The 15,789-nt window shown below is 68.8% G+C and carries 20 protein-coding genes and 1 riboswitch; of the genes, 8 read left to right on the forward strand and 12 right to left on the reverse strand.

What is annotated here, in order from left to right:
- A partial coding sequence (locus FSV73_RS24730) for a pyridoxal-phosphate dependent enzyme (protein ID WP_145012964.1) occupies positions 1-537 on the reverse strand: 537 nt, incomplete at its 3' end.
- A gap of 263 nt (positions 538-800) precedes the next feature.
- Here FSV73_RS24730 and FSV73_RS24735 point away from each other — a divergent pair.
- The 3 genes from FSV73_RS24735 (at position 801) to dxs (ending at position 4,005) form a co-directional block, all read left to right on the forward strand.
- Positions 801-1,043, forward strand: coding sequence for an exodeoxyribonuclease VII small subunit (locus tag FSV73_RS24735; RefSeq protein WP_145012966.1), 243 nt, complete (start codon positions 801-803; stop codon positions 1,041-1,043).
- The gene (locus FSV73_RS24740; protein WP_145012968.1) at positions 1,040-1,918 is read left to right on the forward strand and encodes a polyprenyl synthetase family protein; all 879 of its coding nucleotides are present in this window, start codon (positions 1,040-1,042) and stop codon (positions 1,916-1,918) included. Before FSV73_RS24735 ends, FSV73_RS24740 begins: the two co-directional genes overlap by 4 nt.
- A gap of 149 nt (positions 1,919-2,067) precedes the next feature.
- Positions 2,068-4,005, forward strand: a complete 1,938-nt coding sequence (dxs, locus tag FSV73_RS24745) for a 1-deoxy-D-xylulose-5-phosphate synthase (protein ID WP_145012970.1) — start codon at positions 2,068-2,070, stop codon at positions 4,003-4,005.
- Between the two features lie 33 nt (positions 4,006-4,038).
- Here the strand turns inward: dxs and ribA are convergent, their stop codons facing one another.
- The 10 genes from ribA to nrdR all read right to left on the reverse strand — a co-directional run bounded on the left by ribA (position 4,039) and on the right by nrdR (position 11,708).
- Positions 4,039-4,665 (reverse strand): GTP cyclohydrolase II, encoded by a 627-nt coding sequence (gene ribA, locus FSV73_RS24750; RefSeq protein WP_145012972.1) that lies wholly within the window; start codon positions 4,663-4,665, stop codon positions 4,039-4,041.
- Positions 4,666-4,760: 95 nt separating this feature from the next.
- On the reverse strand, positions 4,761-5,393 hold the full coding sequence (locus FSV73_RS24755) for a retropepsin-like aspartic protease family protein (RefSeq protein ID WP_145012974.1): 633 nt from the start codon (positions 5,391-5,393) through the stop codon (positions 4,761-4,763).
- A 27-nt stretch (positions 5,394-5,420) separates the two neighbouring features.
- Entirely contained in the window at positions 5,421-5,930 is a 510-nt protein-coding gene (locus tag FSV73_RS24760; protein WP_145012976.1) for a phosphatidylglycerophosphatase A family protein, read from the reverse strand.
- 23 nt (positions 5,931-5,953) lie between these two features.
- Complete coding sequence (thiL, locus tag FSV73_RS24765) at positions 5,954-6,910, reverse strand: thiamine-phosphate kinase (RefSeq protein WP_145012978.1); 957 nt, start codon at positions 6,908-6,910, stop codon at positions 5,954-5,956.
- Positions 6,911-6,925: 15 nt separating this feature from the next.
- The gene (gene nusB, locus FSV73_RS24770; RefSeq protein WP_027599169.1) at positions 6,926-7,405 is read right to left on the reverse strand and encodes a transcription antitermination factor NusB; all 480 of its coding nucleotides are present in this window, start codon (positions 7,403-7,405) and stop codon (positions 6,926-6,928) included.
- Between the two features lie 8 nt (positions 7,406-7,413).
- Positions 7,414-7,890, reverse strand: coding sequence for a 6,7-dimethyl-8-ribityllumazine synthase (gene ribH, locus FSV73_RS24775; protein ID WP_007161209.1), 477 nt, complete (start codon positions 7,888-7,890; stop codon positions 7,414-7,416).
- A gap of 109 nt (positions 7,891-7,999) precedes the next feature.
- Positions 8,000-9,088: a bifunctional 3,4-dihydroxy-2-butanone-4-phosphate synthase/GTP cyclohydrolase II gene (ribBA, locus tag FSV73_RS24780; protein WP_145012980.1), complete on the reverse strand. Its 1,089-nt coding sequence runs from the start codon at positions 9,086-9,088 to the stop codon at positions 8,000-8,002.
- A gap of 10 nt (positions 9,089-9,098) precedes the next feature.
- Positions 9,099-9,761, reverse strand: a complete 663-nt coding sequence (locus tag FSV73_RS24785; protein WP_145012982.1) for a riboflavin synthase — start codon at positions 9,759-9,761, stop codon at positions 9,099-9,101.
- A 142-nt stretch (positions 9,762-9,903) separates the two neighbouring features.
- Positions 9,904-10,061: riboswitch (FMN riboswitch) on the reverse strand.
- Positions 10,062-10,116: 55 nt separating this feature from the next.
- Complete coding sequence (gene ribD / locus FSV73_RS24790) at positions 10,117-11,241, reverse strand: bifunctional diaminohydroxyphosphoribosylaminopyrimidine deaminase/5-amino-6-(5-phosphoribosylamino)uracil reductase RibD (RefSeq protein ID WP_145012984.1); 1,125 nt, start codon at positions 11,239-11,241, stop codon at positions 10,117-10,119.
- Positions 11,238-11,708 (reverse strand): transcriptional regulator NrdR, encoded by a 471-nt coding sequence (gene nrdR, locus FSV73_RS24795; protein WP_007161213.1) that lies wholly within the window; start codon positions 11,706-11,708, stop codon positions 11,238-11,240. Before nrdR ends, ribD begins: the two co-directional genes overlap by 4 nt.
- Positions 11,709-11,889: 181 nt before the next feature.
- On the opposite strand from nrdR, the gene FSV73_RS24800 reads away from it, so the two are divergent.
- The 3 genes from FSV73_RS24800 (at position 11,890) to trxA (ending at position 13,936) form a co-directional block, all read left to right on the forward strand.
- Entirely contained in the window at positions 11,890-12,354 is a 465-nt protein-coding gene (locus FSV73_RS24800; protein ID WP_145012986.1) for a YbaY family lipoprotein, read from the forward strand.
- On the forward strand, positions 12,351-12,998 hold the full coding sequence (locus FSV73_RS24805; RefSeq protein WP_145012988.1) for a class I SAM-dependent methyltransferase: 648 nt from the start codon (positions 12,351-12,353) through the stop codon (positions 12,996-12,998). Before FSV73_RS24800 ends, FSV73_RS24805 begins: the two co-directional genes overlap by 4 nt.
- A 68-nt stretch (positions 12,999-13,066) precedes the next feature.
- Positions 13,067-13,936: a thioredoxin gene (gene trxA, locus FSV73_RS24810; protein ID WP_145012990.1), complete on the forward strand. Its 870-nt coding sequence runs from the start codon at positions 13,067-13,069 to the stop codon at positions 13,934-13,936.
- A 122-nt stretch (positions 13,937-14,058) separates the two neighbouring features.
- On the opposite strand, the gene FSV73_RS24815 is transcribed toward trxA, so the two are convergent.
- Positions 14,059-14,409 (reverse strand): hypothetical protein, encoded by a 351-nt coding sequence (locus FSV73_RS24815; protein ID WP_145012991.1) that lies wholly within the window; start codon positions 14,407-14,409, stop codon positions 14,059-14,061.
- Positions 14,410-14,531: 122 nt separating this feature from the next.
- Between FSV73_RS24815 and FSV73_RS24820 the strand changes: the two genes are divergently transcribed.
- Positions 14,532-15,074: a ZrgA family zinc uptake protein gene (locus FSV73_RS24820; protein ID WP_145012993.1), complete on the forward strand. Its 543-nt coding sequence runs from the start codon at positions 14,532-14,534 to the stop codon at positions 15,072-15,074.
- Positions 15,075-15,081: 7 nt separating this feature from the next.
- Positions 15,082-15,789, forward strand: coding sequence for an ABC transporter ATP-binding protein (locus tag FSV73_RS24825; protein ID WP_145012995.1), 708 nt, complete (start codon positions 15,082-15,084; stop codon positions 15,787-15,789).

Here is a 15,789-nt window from a genome sequence, read left to right on the forward strand (position 1 = left end):
CAGGCGACCGGGGTGCTGGCGCAGGATCTCCATGGCCACGGTGCCCTGGCCGGCGATGACGTCTGGGTCGTCATAGGGCGGCACGAAGGTGTAGCCCTGCTCCTTGACCAGGCGCAGCGCCTCGGCCAAGGCATCGGGGAAGGCATCGCCGTGCAGCACCACCTCGCCACCGCGGGACTGCACGCCGATGACCTTGAGCTCGGGGGTGGTACGAGGCATCACGATGATCGCCCGCACGTCCAGCTCGCGAGCGGCCAGGGCCAGGCCCTGGGCGTGGTTGCCGGCGCTGGCGGCGATCACCCCGCGGGCCTTTTCCTCGGTCGAGAGGCTGGCCAGCTTGGTATAGGCACCGCGGATCTTGAAAGAGAACACCGGCTGCAGGTCTTCGCGCTTGAGCAGCACCTGGCAGCCCAGCCGCTCGGACAGCGCCCGCGCCGGTTGCAGAGGCGTTTCGATCGCCACGTCGTAGACGGGGGCCTCGAGGGTCTTGCGGGCATACCGCTGCAAGAGGTCGGTGGCGGGTTCCTGGGCGGTCATGGTGGGCTCCTGGGGTGTTTCGTCGGGGCCCAGGAGTCAGAAAGTACAAACCCGCCTCTTGGGCGGGTTTGGTTGCGCAGCTAACGCTGTCCCGCCATCAGGTAATGGCGGTAATAATGCGGGGGCGTTGGTGGCTGCGCGTATTCATGACCGCTACCCTAGAGCCTGCCTGGGCACGGCGTCAAGCGGCGCCGATGGCTGTGGCACAATGGCCGACCTGTTGCTACCTTCCGGCGATCCGATCGCCTCTGCCGAGAATCCCGATGGCCCGCAAGAAAGCTCCCGACTTCGAACAATCCCTGGCCGAGTTGCAGACCCTGGTGGAACGCCTGGAAAGCGGCGAGCTGTCCCTGGAGGACTCCCTCGGCGCCTTCGAGCAGGGCATCCGCCTGACCCGCGAATGCCAGGGCGCCCTGGCCCAGGCCGAGCAGAAGGTGCAGATCCTGCTGGAAAAGGATGGCGAACTCAGCGCCGCGCCCTTCGCCCCGCTCGGGGACGACGCATGATCGAGGCTTACCAGCAACGCTGCCAGACCCGCGTCGACACCGCCCTCGCCCCGCTCTTCACCGCCCCCCGCGCCGAACTCGCCCGGCTCTATGCCGCCATGGCCTACAGCGTCATGGGCGGTGGCAAGCGGGTCCGGCCGCTGCTGGTCTACGCCGCCTGCGAAGCCCTGGGCGGCGATCCGGCGCGCGCCGACCAGGCCGCCTGCGCGGTGGAGCTGATCCATGCCTATTCCCTGGTCCACGACGACCTGCCGGCCATGGACGACGACGACCTGCGCCGCGGCCGGCCCACCACCCACAAGGCCTATGACGAAGCCTGCGCCATCCTCGCCGGCGACGGCCTGCAGACGCTGGCCTTCGAGACCCTGTTGAGCGCGCCCCAGAACGCCGCCGTGCGCCTGGAGATGGTCGCGGTGCTGGCCCGCGCCAGCGGTCCAGCTGGCATGGTCGGCGGCCAGGCCATCGACCTGGAGTCGGTCGGCCGGCGTATCGACCAGCCGGCGCTGGAAACCATGCACCTGCACAAGACCGGCGCCCTGATCGCCGCCAGCGTGCAACTCGGCGCCCTGGCCAGCGACGCCGCCGGCAGCGCCGAGCGCGACGCCCTGGCCCGCTACGCCGAGGCCATCGGCCTGGCCTTCCAGGTCTGGGACGATGTGCTCGACATCGAGAGCGATACACAGACCCTCGGCAAGCGCCAGGGCGCCGACCTCGCCCGCGACAAACCGACCTACCCGGCACTGCTCGGCCTGGACGCGGCCAAGGCCTACGCCCTGGAACTGCGCGACACCGCCCTGGCCGCCCTCGCGCCCCTCGGCGAGCCGGCCGAACCCCTGCGCGCCCTGGCACGCTACATCGTGGCGCGACGCAGCTAGCCCCCGCCCGCGGAAAAACTCGTGACCCGGGCCGCATTTGCCCTCGGGTCCGTTGTCACAGGGGCATAACAAGACGCCCTGTCCGCTGTTGGGATGCCACGCGGGCATCGGGTAAACTGCCTAATTCTCTGCGCAAAGTGATCAGCCAGATGCCCAAGACGTTTCACGAGATTCCCCGCCAGCGTCCCGCGACGCCCCTGCTCGACCGCATCGACTCGCCGGTCCAGCTGCGCCAGCTCGGTGATGCCGAGCTGGAAGCCGTCGCCGACGAACTGCGCGCCTTTCTCCTGTGGACCGTTGGCCAGACCGGCGGTCACTTCGGCGCCGGCCTCGGCGTCATCGAACTGACCGTGGCCCTGCACTACGTCTTCAATACCCCGGAAGACCGGCTGGTGTGGGACGTCGGCCACCAGGCCTATCCGCACAAGATCCTCACCGGTCGCCGCGAAGGCATGGCCAGCCTGCGCCAGAAGGACGGCCTGGCCGCCTTCCCGCGGCGCAGCGAGAGCGAGTACGACACCTTTGGCGTCGGTCACTCCAGCACCTCCATCGGCGCCGCCCTCGGCATGGCCATCGCCGCCCAGCTGCAGGGTCTCGAGCGCAAGTCGGTGGCGGTGATCGGCGACGGCGCCCTGACCGCGGGCATGGCCTTCGAGGCGCTCAACCACGCCTCGGACACCGGTGCCAACATGCTGGTGGTGCTCAACGACAACGACATGTCCATCTCGCGCAATGTTGGGGGCCTGTCCAACTACCTGGCGCGGCTGCTCTCCAGCCGCACCTACCAGCACCTGCGCGAGAACGGCAAGAAGGCCCTGTCCAAGTTGCCCGGGGCCTGGGAAATCGCCCGCCGTACCGAAGAAGCCGCCAAGGGCATGCTGGTGCCCGGCACCCTGTTCGAGGAGCTGGGCTGGAACTACATCGGCCCCATCGACGGGCACGACCTGCCAACCCTGGTCAGCACCCTGAGCAACCTGCGCGACGCCAAGGGTCCGCAGTTCCTCCATGTGATCACCCGCAAGGGCAAGGGCCTGTCCATCGCCGAGGCCGATCCCATCGGCTACCACGCCATCACCAAGCTGGAACCGCTGGACGCCAAGCCCAAGCGCCCGGGCGCGCCCAAGTACTCCAATATCTTCGGTGACTGGCTGTGCGACATGGCCGCCGCCGATGCCAAGCTGGTGGGCATCACCCCGGCGATGAAGGAAGGCTCCGACCTGATCCGCTTCGCCGAGCGCTATCCCGAGCGCTACTTCGACGTGGCCATCGCCGAACAGCATGCGGTGACCCTGGCCGCCGGCCTGGCCTGCGACGGCATGAAGCCGGTGGTGGCCATCTATTCCACCTTCCTGCAGCGCGGCTACGACCAGCTGATCCACGACGTGGCGGTGCAGAACCTCGATGTGCTGTTCGCCATCGACCGCGCCGGCCTGGTCGGCGAAGACGGTCCGACCCACGCCGGCAGTTTCGACCTGTCCTACCTGCGCTGCATCCCCGGCATGGTGATCATGGCGCCCAGCGACGAGAACGAGCTGCGCCGCCTGCTCACCACCGGCTATCGTCACCAGGGCCCGGCCGCGGTGCGCTATCCCCGCGGCAGCGGCCCCAATGCCGCCCTCGATCCCGGCCTGGAGCCCCTGCCCATCGGCCAGGGCGTGGTGCGTCGCCAGAGCAGCCTGAAGAACGGCCCCAGGGTCGGCTTCCTGGTGTTCGGCGTGCAGTTGACCGAGGCTCTGCAGGTCGCCGAGCGGCTGGACGCCAGCGTCGCCGACATGAGATTCGTCAAGCCGCTGGACGAGGCGCTGATCCGCCAGTTCGCCGCCGACCACGACCTGCTGGTCACCGTCGAGGAGAACAGCGTCATGGGCGGCGCCGGCAGTGCGGTCAACGAATTCCTGCAGGCCAACGCCCTGGTCCAGCCGGTGCTCAACCTGGGCCTGCCGGACAGCTACATTGAACATGCCAAGCCGGCCGAGATGCTCGCCGAGTGCGGCCTGGACGTCGCCGGTATCGAGCGGGCGGTGCGGGCACGCCTAGCGCTGGCCGACCTGGCGACGTCATCCGCCGGGCTGCGCAAGGAAGCCTGAGCGCGACCCGTTGCCGGTTAAGAAAAAGGCGCCCTAGGGCGCCTTTTCCGTGCTGTCTTCGTTCTGGTGCAGGTTGCCGAGCATGTGGCCGAGCTTGCCGGCCTTGGTCAGCAGATAGCGGCGGTTGTGCGGGTTGAGGCCTTCCTGCAGGGGTACCCGTTCGGCGACCGGGATCCCCAGCGCTTCGAGCGCCTTGACCTTGCGCGGGTTGTTGGTCATCAACCGCAGCGAGCTGACGCCCAGGTGTTCGAGCATCGGCTTGCACAGGGTATAGGTACGCTGGTCGGCCCCGAAGCCCAGGCGCTCGTTGGCTTCCACGGTATCGGCGCCGGCATCCTGCAACTCGTAGGCGCGGATCTTGTTCAGCAGGCCGATGCCCCGTCCTTCCTGGCGCAGGTAGAGCAGCACGCCGCGACCGGCCTCGGCGATGGCACGCAGCGCCGCTTCCAGCTGGAAGCCGCAGTCACATCTCAGGCTGAACAGGGCGTCGCCGGTCAGGCACTCGGAATGCAGCCGTCCCAGGACCGGCTCGCCGTCGGCCACGTCGCCGAAGGTCAGGGCGACATGCTCCTTGCCATCGGTCTCGTCGAGAAAACCGTGCATGGTGAACAGGCCGAAGGGGGTGGGCAATTGGGAGGCGGCGACAAAGACGACGGACACCTGCGGGCTCCTGAGGGGGAAAGACGTACATTGTAACCTTTTCCCCGGCTCCGGCGTCATCGCCAGGGGTTATGACGACGATACCAGGCGATCTATCAACGCGCCTGGACGTAGAAGATGCCCTGGGCCTCGCGCCAGCCAACCCTGTTGAGAAAGCTCATGCCGAGCAGGCCCTGGCTGGGGTAGTTGCCCTCCAGCACCATGGCGTCCACCCCGACCACCTCGACGTCACCCAGGCGCACCTGCTTGAGCGTGGTGCGCCAGGCGCGGGCATGGCCGCTGGCGGTTTCAACCCAGCCCGGGGTGCCGTCGCGGTACGGGATGCCGAGCTGATCGGCCTGGGCCCCGCTCAGGGCGACGCTGGTGGCGCCGGTGTCCACCAGCAGCGATACCGGGCGGCCGTTGACGTTGGCGGTCACCTGGTAATGGCCGTTGTTGCTGCGCGGCACGCTGAATTCACGCCGCTGCGGCGCGGTGTAGCCGTCGCTGTACTCGCGGTCGAGGGTGAAGGTCTGGTTGCGGCCGTCGATGCGCAGCACCGCCTGCTGGGCATCGGCACTGACCACCTCGACCTCGTCCAGCCGCTGCCCGACCTTGAGCAGCTTGCGCTGGCCATTGACGTTGACCACCGCGGCGCCATTGAACAAGCCCACGACCCTGACCTGGGGCTGCGCCCAGGCGAGCGAACCGACGGCCAACAAGAGGCCGTACGCGCCCAGTTTTTTCACTGCCCTGCTCCTTGGGCCTGTGTCTCGTCAGCCGACGAGATGACCCCAACCGATATGTAGTCCCTGGACCACCAGCCAGGCGATCATGCCGGCCAGTACATCGTCGACCATGATGCCGACGCCGCCGCGGACATTGACATCCAGCCAGCGGATTGGCCAGGGCTTGCAGATGTCTAGCACGCGGAAAGCGACGAAACCCACCAACAGCCAGACCAACCCCGGTGGGGCCAGCCAGAAGGTGATCCAGATGCCGACCATCTCGTCCCAGACGATGCCCTCGTGATCATGCACCCCCAGCTCGCGGGCGACCTTGCCGCACAGCCAGCAGCCGAACAGGGTCAGGATCACCAGCAGCAGCGGATAGCTCCAGCCGCTGAGCAGGTGCCACAGCGGCACGAAGGGCAAGGCGATCAGCGAGCCCCAGGTACCCGGGGCCTTGGGCAGGGTGCCGGAGCCCAGGCCGAAGGCCAGGAAGTGCCAGGGATCGCGCCAGACCGAAGGGGGGACCGGCTGGGCGGGGGCTTGCTGTTCGCTCAAGGAAGGGACTCCGCGCCAGGGCGCTAGAAATGTTGGAAACCGGTCCGTGTCAGGGACAGGGGCTGGCCATCCGCAGCCAGGAGGGTGACCCCGCTGCCCGCCTCGACCCGGCCGATCACCTGCGCCTGGGGCCAGGCGGCGGCCAGGGCCGGCGCCTGCGCGGGCGGCAGGGTGAAGACCAGCAGATAGTCGTCGCCGGCGCTCAGGGCCAGGCGCAGCACCTCGGCGGCGGGAAACAGCTCGGCCAGGGCCGGACTCACCGGCAGCCGCGTCGTCTCCAGCACCAGCCGCACGCCGGAGGCCGTGGCGATGTGGCCGCAGTCGGCCACCAGGCCGTCGGAAACGTCCTGGGCCGCCGTCGCCCGGCCGCGCAGCCAGAGACCGAGGTCGAATTGCGGCTGGGGCGCCCAGTAGCGCGCCAGCAGCTGCCGACTGGCAGCGCCATCCGCAGTGCGTTGGCCGAGGACGAAGGGCAAGGCCCCGCCGGCTTCGCCCGGCGCGCCACCTAGGCACAGCAGGTCGCCCGGCCGGGCGCCACTGCGCAGCAGCGCCTGTCCGCTTGGCACCCGGCCGAAGACCGTGAGGGTGAGGGACAGCGGCCCGCGGGTGGTATCGCCCCCGACCAGGCGCAGGTCGCACTGCTCGGCCATGGCGCCGAGCCCTCTGGCCAGGGCTTCCAGCCAGGCCGGTTCCACGACCGGCAGCGTCAGCGCCAGGGTGAAGCCCAGGGGCGCGGCGCCCATGGCGGCCAGGTCGCTGGCGCTCACCGCCAGGGCGCGCTGGCCGAGGCCGAAGGCATCCGGGCAGGGATCGGGAAAGTGCACCCCGGCGGTCAGGGTATCGGTGGATACCGCCAACTGCTCGCCGGGTGCCAGTGCCAGCAGGGCGCAGTCGTCACCGATACCCAGGGCCACGCCGGGACCGCCACGGGCACAGGGCGCCGTGGCGAAATAACGACGGATGAGTTCGAATTCACCCATGCCGGCGCGCGCGACTCAGCGCTTGCCGCGCAACTCGGCGCTACGCAGCTTGGGCGCCAGCTTGTCCAGCACGCCGTTGACGAACTTGTGGCCGTCGGTGGCGCCGAAGATCTTCGCCAGCTCGATGCCCTCGTTGATCACCACGCGATAGGGCACGTCGATGCGCTTGAGCAGCTCGTAGCAGGACAGCCGCAGCACGGCCAGCTCGACCGGGTCGACCTCGTCCATGGCACGGTCCAGGCAGGGCAGGATCAGCCCGTCGATCTCGCCCTTGTTGGCCGGTACGCCGTGGAGGATTTCGTGGAAGTAGGCGCCATCGACCTTAGCGAAATCGTTGTCGACGCGAAATTGCGCCTCGATCTCGTTGATCGCCTGGCCCGCCATGTGCCACTGGTACAGCGCCTGGACCGACAGGCTGCGCGCCTCGCGACGGGCAGCCAGTTTGCCGGTGGGGGCCTTCTTGCCCGCGGGCTTGCCGGCCGCGGGCGGAGTCAGATCGCCGCTCACTTGGCCTCCAGCTGCGCCAGCAGGCTGACCATTTCCAGGGCAGACAGAGCGGCTTCGGCGCCCTTGTTGCCGGCCTTGGTGCCGGAACGCTCGATGGCCTGCTCGATGGAGTCGACGGTCAGGACGCCGAAGGACACCGGCACGCCGAATTCCATGGAGACCTGGGCCAGGCCCTTGGTGCACTCGCCGGCCACGTATTCGAAGTGGGGGGTGCCGCCACGGATCACCGCGCCGAGGGCGATGATGGCGTCGAATTCGTCGCGCTGAGCGATCTTCTGCACCGCCAGCGGGATCTCGAAGGCGCCGGGGACGCGGATGATGGTCAGGTCGTCCGGCTTGATGCCGTGACGCACCAGGGCGTCGATGGCGCCCTGCAGCAGGCTCTCGACGACGAAGCTGTTGAAGCGGCCGACCACCAGGGCGAAGCGGCCCTGGGGAGCGATGAAGGTGCCTTCAAAGGTCTTGATGTTCATGTGCGGGTCCAGTTGTCAAAGAGCCGGAGGGCTGGCGAGGGCCAGCCCGTCCGTGGAAATCCAGGTGAAGCGCGCCGCACCACCCGGGCAGGCGCGCCAGGCGGAAGGGTCATTCTTCAGGAGGCAGATATTCTACTACTTCCAGGTCGAAGCCGGATATGGCGTTGAACTTCATCGGCGAGCTGAGCAGGCGCATCTGCCGAATGCCCAGGTCGCGCAGGATCTGCGACCCGGCGCCGACGGTGCTGTAGGTGGACAGCGCCTTGGGCACCGGCAGCGGCTCGCGCAGGTGCGCCAGCAGGTCGTCGCCTTCCAGCGAATGGCCGAGCAGCAGCACCACGCCGGCGCCTTCGCGAGCAACGCGCTCCATGGCGCTGCGCAGGCTCCAGCGGCCCGGCTGGTGCACCTGCAGGAGGTCGCGCAGCGGGTCCATGTTGTGCACCCGCACCAGCGGCAGCTCCTGGCTGGCCAGGTCGCCACGGATCAGCGCCAGGTGGACGTCGCGCTCCACCTCGTCGCGGTAGGTGACCAGCTTGAAGGGGCCGAGCTCGGTCTCGAGCTGCTGTTCGTCGATGCGCTTGACGGTGTGCTCGTGCAGCAGGCGGTAGTGGATGAGATCGGCGATGGTGCCGACCTTGAGGCCGTGCTGCTCGGCGAAGGCCTCGAGTTCGTCGCGACGGGCCATGGTGCCGTCGTCGTTCATCACCTCGCAGATCACTCCGCTCTCGGCGAAGCCGGCCATGCGCGCCAGGTCGCAGGCGGCCTCGGTGTGGCCGGCGCGGGCCAGCACGCCACCGGGCTGGGCCATCAGCGGGAACATGTGGCCGGGGCTGACCACGTCGCCGGCCTTGGCGTCCTTGGCGATGGCGGCCTGCACGGTACGGGCGCGGTCGGCGGCGGAGATGCCGGTGCTGATGCCCTCGGCGGCCTCGATGGAGACGGTGAACTTGGTGCCGAAGCCGGAGGCGTTGCGGCTGGCCATCATCGGCAGGTTGAGGCGCTCGCAAAGGCCCTTGCTCATGGGCATGCAGATCAGGCCGCGGGCATGGCGGGCCATGAAGTTGATGTGTTCGGCGGTGACGCATTCGGAGGCGATGATGATGTCGCCTTCGTTCTCGCGGTCTTCGTCGTCCATGAGGATGACCATCTTGCCCGCGCGGATGTCCTGGATGATGTCTTCGATGCTGGAAAGTGCCACGGTGTCGTCCTTAGCGCTGCAGATAGCCGTGTTCGGCGAGAAAGTGTTCGGTGACGCCGCCCTTGCTGGATTCGGCGGCCTTGTCGCCCAGCAGCAGGCGTTCCAGGTAGCGGGCCAGCAGGTCCACCTCCAGGTTCACCCGCCGCCCGGGGCGGTAGTCGGCCATGATCGTCTCGCCGAGGGTATGGGGCACGATGGTCAGCTCGAATTCGGCGCCGTCCACCGCGTTCACCGTCAGGCTGACGCCATCCACGGTGATCGAGCCTTTGAGCGCGATATAGCGCGCCAACTCGGCCGGCGCGCGCAGGCGGAATTGCACGGCGCGGGCGTTATCGGCGCGGGAGACCACTTCGCCGAGGCCATCCACGTGGCCGCTGACCAGGTGGCCACCGAGCCGGCTGGTGGGCATCAGCGCCTTCTCCAGGTTGACCCGGCTGCCGGGCTTGAGGCCGCCCAGGCTGGTGAGGCTGAGGGTCTCGCGACTGACGTCGGCCCAGAAGCCGTCGCCGGGCAGGTCCACGGCCGTGAGGCAGACCCCGTTTACGGCGATACTGTCGCCGAGCTTGACGTCGGCAAGGTCGAGCTTGCCGGTGGCGACGTAGAGGCGCACGTCCCCGCCCTTGGGCGTGAGGGCGCGGATCTCGCCGAGGGCTTCGATGATTCCGGTGAACATCAGCTCAGGCCTCCGCGAGGCGGAGCCGAAAAGGCAGTGCAGCTAGACATCGACGAACTCCTGTTTCGGTGAAAAAACAGGGCGCACGGACAGAAGGGAAATCAGACGGACGAGGGGCTTGCACCCCTGTCAGGCGAGGCTATCCCGTTCTCTCTCATCCGGACTATGACCGTCGGCCCCGGGATCCAACCGGGTCTGCTGACCTCCCCGCTGCAGAGAACGAGGAGCGCTCGCGGGCTCGTCCCGATCAGATCGGGCATCACCGCCGGTGGGGAATTGCACCCCGCCCTGAGAACTTGCCACTCCAAGGTGGCGCAGGTTTTGTAACACAGTTGCCGCCAGGGGACCAGCGTTCTCAGGTCTCTCCGGCCGGTCGCGCGATCAGGTGCAAATCCGCGCCGACCGGGGTCGCGCTGACGATCCTGAGTTGCGGCGCCTCGGCCAGGTGCTCCAGTGGCCAATCCAGCAACGGCCGGGCGCTGGAACCGAGGAATTTGGGCGCCAGGAACAGGTGATATTCATCGACCAATCCGGCCTGGGCGAAGGCCCCGGCGAGCCGAGGTCCGGCCTCCACCAGGACATCGTTGACCTGTTCGGCTCCCAGACGGGCGAGCAAGGCAGCCAGATCGACCTGGCCGGCGGCACCGGGCAACGGCAGATAATCGTGACCGGCGGCGGCATAGCCCGGATCGTCCGCGACGCAACCCGCCACCCGCGCCGTGCCGGCCAGGAAGAAGGGCGCATCGAGGGGTACCCGGCCGCGACCATCCACCAGCAGCCTTTGCGGCGTGCGCAGGGTGGCCAGGGCCAGGTCCTCAGCCATCAGGCCCAGCTCGTTCGTCCGTACGGTGAGGCGGGCGCCGTCGGCCAGTACGGTATCGGCGCCAGTGATCACCACCCCGGCCTCGGCACGCAGCCGCTGCACGCTCTGGCGCGCCGCCGGGCCGGTGATCCACTGGCTCTCGCCATTGGCCATGGCGGTACGGCCATCCAGGCTCAGCGCCAGCTTGACCCGCACGAAGGGTCGCCCGCGCAACATGCGGCTGAGGAAGCCCGCGTTGAGCGCCCGCGCCTCGGCCTCCAGCACCCCGGCGCGGGTGGCGATGCCGGCGGCGGCGAGCCGCGCCAGCCCCCGGCCGGCAACCAGTGGATTGGGATCGGTCATGGCGGCGACGACCTCGGCCACCCCAGCCGCCACCAGGGCATCGGCGCAGGGCGGCGTACGGCCATGGTGACTACAGGGTTCCAGGGTGACATAGGCGGTGGCGCCACGCGCGGCGTCACCCGCCTGGCGCAAGGCATGCACCTCGGCATGGGGCCCACCGGCCTGGCGATGCCAGCCCTCGCCCACCACCTGGCCATCGCGGACGAGGACGCAACCCACCCGCGGATTGGGCGCCGTGCTGTAGCGGCCGACGGCCGCCAGGGCGAGGGCGCGGGCCATCCAGTGTTCGTCGTTCATCGCGCTTGCGTCTCTCATACCGGCTGCTTGCCCGGATCCTGGGCCAGGCGCTCGATCTCGTCGCGGAATTCGGCCAGGTCCTGGAATTGCCGATAGACCGAGGCGAAACGGATGTAGGCCACCTGGTCCAGCTTGCGCAATTCATCCATCACCAGTTCGCCGACCACCCGCGAGCGGATCTCCCGCTCGCCGGTGGCGCGCAGGCGGTGCTTGATCAGGGCGATGGCCTCTTCCAGGCGCTCCACGCTCACCGGTCGCTTCTCCAGGGCGCGCTGCATGCCGGCGCGCAGCTTGTCCTCGTCGAAGGGCTGGCGGGTACCGTCCTGCTTGATCAACCGCGGCAGCACCAGTTCGGCGGTCTCGAAGGTGGTGAAGCGTTCCTGGCAGGCCAGACACTCACGCCGCCGGCGCACCTGCTCGCCGGCCGCAACCAGCCGGGAATCCGTGACCTTGGTGTCGTGGGCGCCGCAGAAGGGACAATGCATGGGAGAGTCGACCGCCGGGAGGGAAAGCCTCCATGGTAACCCAACGTCCTCCGGCGGGAACCTCCGGGTACCGGGCGAATCGACAGCCAGGGGCTGCTGGGCTATAAGAGCGCACTGAGTTCGACGGCCCCTCTCCAGCCTCCCGTGCAGCCCTCGCGGGCCGCGACCTACGGATCCTGCCATGACCCCACGCCTGCTCCTGCCCCTGCTGCTCATCGGTCTGCTCGCTGCCTGCTCCAGCCCGCCGGAAACTACCCCGCCGCGCCCCACCACCCCGGCGGAAGAGCCGGTCCCGGTAGCCGGCGCCCCGACCCCGGCGAACCTGCGCGAGATTTCCGGCGTGCTGCGCAATGCCCAGGGCCTGGTCCCGGCCGGCGCCCAGGTGGAAATCGCCCTGCTGGCGGTCAACGCCAAGGGCCTGCCGCAGCGGCTGCTGGCCAGCGAGACGGTCACCGGCAAGGGCGCGCCCCTGGCCTTCCGCCTGCCCTTCAACCCGGACATCTTTCCCACCCGCCCGGATCTCAAGGTGGAATTCCACGCCCGCCTGATCCAGGCCGGTCAACTGGCCAGCTATTTGCCGCCGGTGAATGTCGGCGGGCCGACCACGCAGAACCTCGGCGAACTGGTGCTGAACCAGACCCCGTGACGCCACCTGCCGACCTCGCCGCCGCCCTGACGGCGCTGCTGGGCGACGCCCGCCTGTGCCTGCAGGCGCTGCCCGGCAGCGACCTGGCGCTGTGGCTGCTCGACCCGGCCAACATGGCGCGGGCCTTTTCCCCCGCGGAAACCCAGCGCCTGCTGGAAGCGCCACCCTACTGGGCCTTCTGCTGGGCCAGCGGCCTGGCCCTGGCGCAGTGGATCGCCGCCCACCCCGAACGGATCGCCGGGCGCCAGGTACTGGATTTCGGCAGCGGCTCGGGCATCGCCGGCCTCGCCGCCGCCCGGGCTGGCGCCGCGCGAGTGGTCTGCTGCGACCTCGATCCGCTGGCGCTGGCGGCCTGTCGCGCCAATGCCCAGGCCAACGGGCTGGTCATCGAGACCCTGGGTGATCTCCATGCCAGCAGCGAGCGCTTCGAGCTGATTCTCGCCGCCGACGTCCTCTACGATCGCGCCAATCTGCCGTTGCTGGGCGACCTGCAGAATCGCGCCGCGGGGATCCTGCTGGCCGACTCCCGCGTGCGCGACCTGGTCCACCCCGGTTTCACCCGCCTCGCCGAACTCCAGGCCTGCACCCTGCCGGATCTCGCCGAGCCGGACGAATTCCGCCGCGTGACGCTCTACCAGGGCTGAACCGGACCACCTTGTTTCCAAGCCCGGCGCCCCCACCTATAGTGCATCTTTCGTTTGCCGAGTCCGCCATGAGCCAGGTCCCCTACATTTTCGACGCCACCCTCGACACCTTCCAGCAGCAGGTCATCGATGCCTCCTTCACCACCCCGGTGCTGGTGGACTTCTGGGCCGAGTGGTGCGCGCCCTGCAAGGTGCTGATGCCGCTGCTGGCCAAGATCACCGAGTCCTACGGCGGCGCCCTGCACCTGGCCAAGGTCAACTGCGACATCGAGCAGGAACTGGTGATGAGATTCGGCATCCGCAGCCTGCCCACGGTGGTGCTGTTCAAGGATGGCCAGCCGGTGGACGGCTTCGCCGGCGCCCAGCCCGAGTCGGCCATCCGCGCCCTGCTCGAACCCCACGTCCAGGCCCTGCCGCCGGCCGAGGAAGATCCGCTGGAAGCCGCCCAGGCGCTGTTCGCCGAAGGCCGCTTCGCCGAGGCCGAGGCGCTGCTCAAGGCCCTGCTGGAGCAGGACAACGGCAACGCCCTGGCATTGATCTGCTATGCCCGCTGCCTGGCCGAGCGCCATGAACTGGACGACGCCCAGGCGGTGCTGGACGCGGTGCAAGGCGATGAGCACAAGCAGGCCCTGGCCGGCGCTCGTGCCCAGCTGACCTTCCTGCGCCAGGCCGCCAGCCTGCCCGAGGTCGCCGACCTCAAGAGCCGCCTGGCCCGCGACGCTCATGACGACGAGGCCGCCTACCAGTTGGCCGTGCAGCAACTGGCCCGCCAGCAATACGAACCGGCACTGGATGGCCTGCTGGAGTTGTTCCGCCGCAATCGCGGCTACGGCGACGACCTGCCACGCAAGACCCTGGTACAGGTCTTCGACCTGCTGGGCAACGACCATCCGCTGGTCGCCACCTATCGTCGCCGCCTGTACCAGGCGCTGTACTAGGCCTTGGCGAATGGCTGCGTCGCCGCGGACGCAGCCTTATCCACCAGGGGATTCCTCCCAGCGCGGTGGACATCCCGTAGCGTGGAAAACCGCGCAGCGTTTTCCACTACTCCATCACCGCCTCAGCCCTGCCAGATATAGAACTGCGCCTCTCCTACCCGCTCCATGCGCACCTGGGGACTGTGCCTCAGCCGCACCAGCAGCTGCTTGGCCACCCCCAGATTGCCGGTCAGCTTTTCCAGGGCCACGAGAATGTCCGGCCCGCTGAGCCGCCCGGCGGAGCTGAGCAGCTTCACCACCTGATCCCACAGCATGTCGCCACCCGACTTGGGCGCGTTCGCCGGAGCCGCCGACGCAACAGCGGCCATGTCGGTCGGCCGCAGCGCAGCGGCCAGGCGCTGCCAGTCGGAATCTTCCAGCTCGACCGTGAGGTCCACGGCTTGGCTGCCAATGGTTCCGCGGATGCGTACCATGGTGTTCTCCTCGTCTTGCGAAGGCCCATGCTCCCACAGCCGTCGACCTTCGCCAAACCAGGGTTGCAGCACGGAAAAGCTACAACATAACATAGCGCCTTTCCGTCTACTGGAAGCCGCCCATGCGCCTGCCTCTGTTGTCCCTCTGTCTCGCTGCCGCGCTCGCCCAACCCGCCTTCGCCCACGACACCCAGGACGAGCACGATCACGGCGCCCTCGGTGCCCATGTGCATGGCGAATCCCATCTCGACCTGGCGCAGACCGACACCGGCCTGGAGCTGCAATGGAGCAGTCCGGCCGCCGATCTGCTCGGCTTCGAACACGCGCCACACAGCCAGGCGGAAAAGGACGCCGTCGCCGCGCTGCAGCAGACCCTGCAACAACCCCAGGCGTTGGTGAAACTGCCGGCCGCGGCCGGTTGCCAGCTGGCCAAGGCCAGCGCCGAGAGCCCGCTGTTCGCCAAGGATTCCAAGGCCAGCGGCCATCTGGATGTGGACGCCAGCATGAGTTTCACCTGCAGCAAGCCCGCCGCCCTCGATAGCCTGGACCTCTCCGGCTGGTTCGCCCGCTTCCCCAACAGTCACAGCGTCGAGGTCCAGGCCATCGTCGCCAGTGGCCAGCAGGGCGCCGAACTCACCGCCCAGCAGCCGCGGCTGAAATGGTGAGACCCTCGTGACCACCGCGCCCCTGGTCGAGATCCAGGAGCTGGGCTTCGCCTGGCCCGGCCAGCGCGAGTGCCTGGACATCCGGCACTTCAGCCTGGCGCCGGGCGAGACGCTGTTCCTCGAAGGCCCCTCGGGCAGCGGCAAAACCACCCTGCTCGCCCTGCTCGGCGGCGTGCAACGCCCCAGCCGCGGCCAGGTACGCCTGCTGGGCCAGGACCTGGGCCAGCTCGCCGTCGCCCGGCGCGACCGCTTTCGCGTCGACCACAGCGGCTTTCTCTTCCAGCAATTCAACCTGCTGCCCTTTCTCTCGGTGCTGGACAATGTCCTGCTGCCTTGCCGGTTCTCGACGCTGCGTCGCGAACGCGCCAGCGCGCGCCACGGTACCCCCCAGGGCGCGGCCCTCACCCTGCTGCGCGCCCTGGGCCTGGCCGATCCCGGTCTGCCCGCGCGCCCCGCTCGCGAATTGTCCATCGGCCAGCAGCAGCGGGTGGCCGCCGCGCGGGCACTGATCGGCCAACCGGAGCTGGTGATCGCCGACGAACCCACCTCGGCCCTCGACACCGACCACCGCGACGCCTTCCTGCAGCTGCTGTTCGCCGAGTGCGCCGCCGCCGGCGCCGGCCTGTTGTTCGTCAGCCACGACCGCAGCCTGGCGGGCCGCTTCGACCGCCACCTGACCCTGGCCCAGCTCAATGCCGCCCGGCCGGAGACCTAG

It is taken from the genome of Pseudomonas oryzihabitans (genome assembly GCF_007665395.1).
In the GTDB taxonomy this organism is placed as follows: Bacteria; Pseudomonadota; Gammaproteobacteria; order Pseudomonadales; family Pseudomonadaceae; genus Chryseomonas; species Chryseomonas psychrotolerans_C.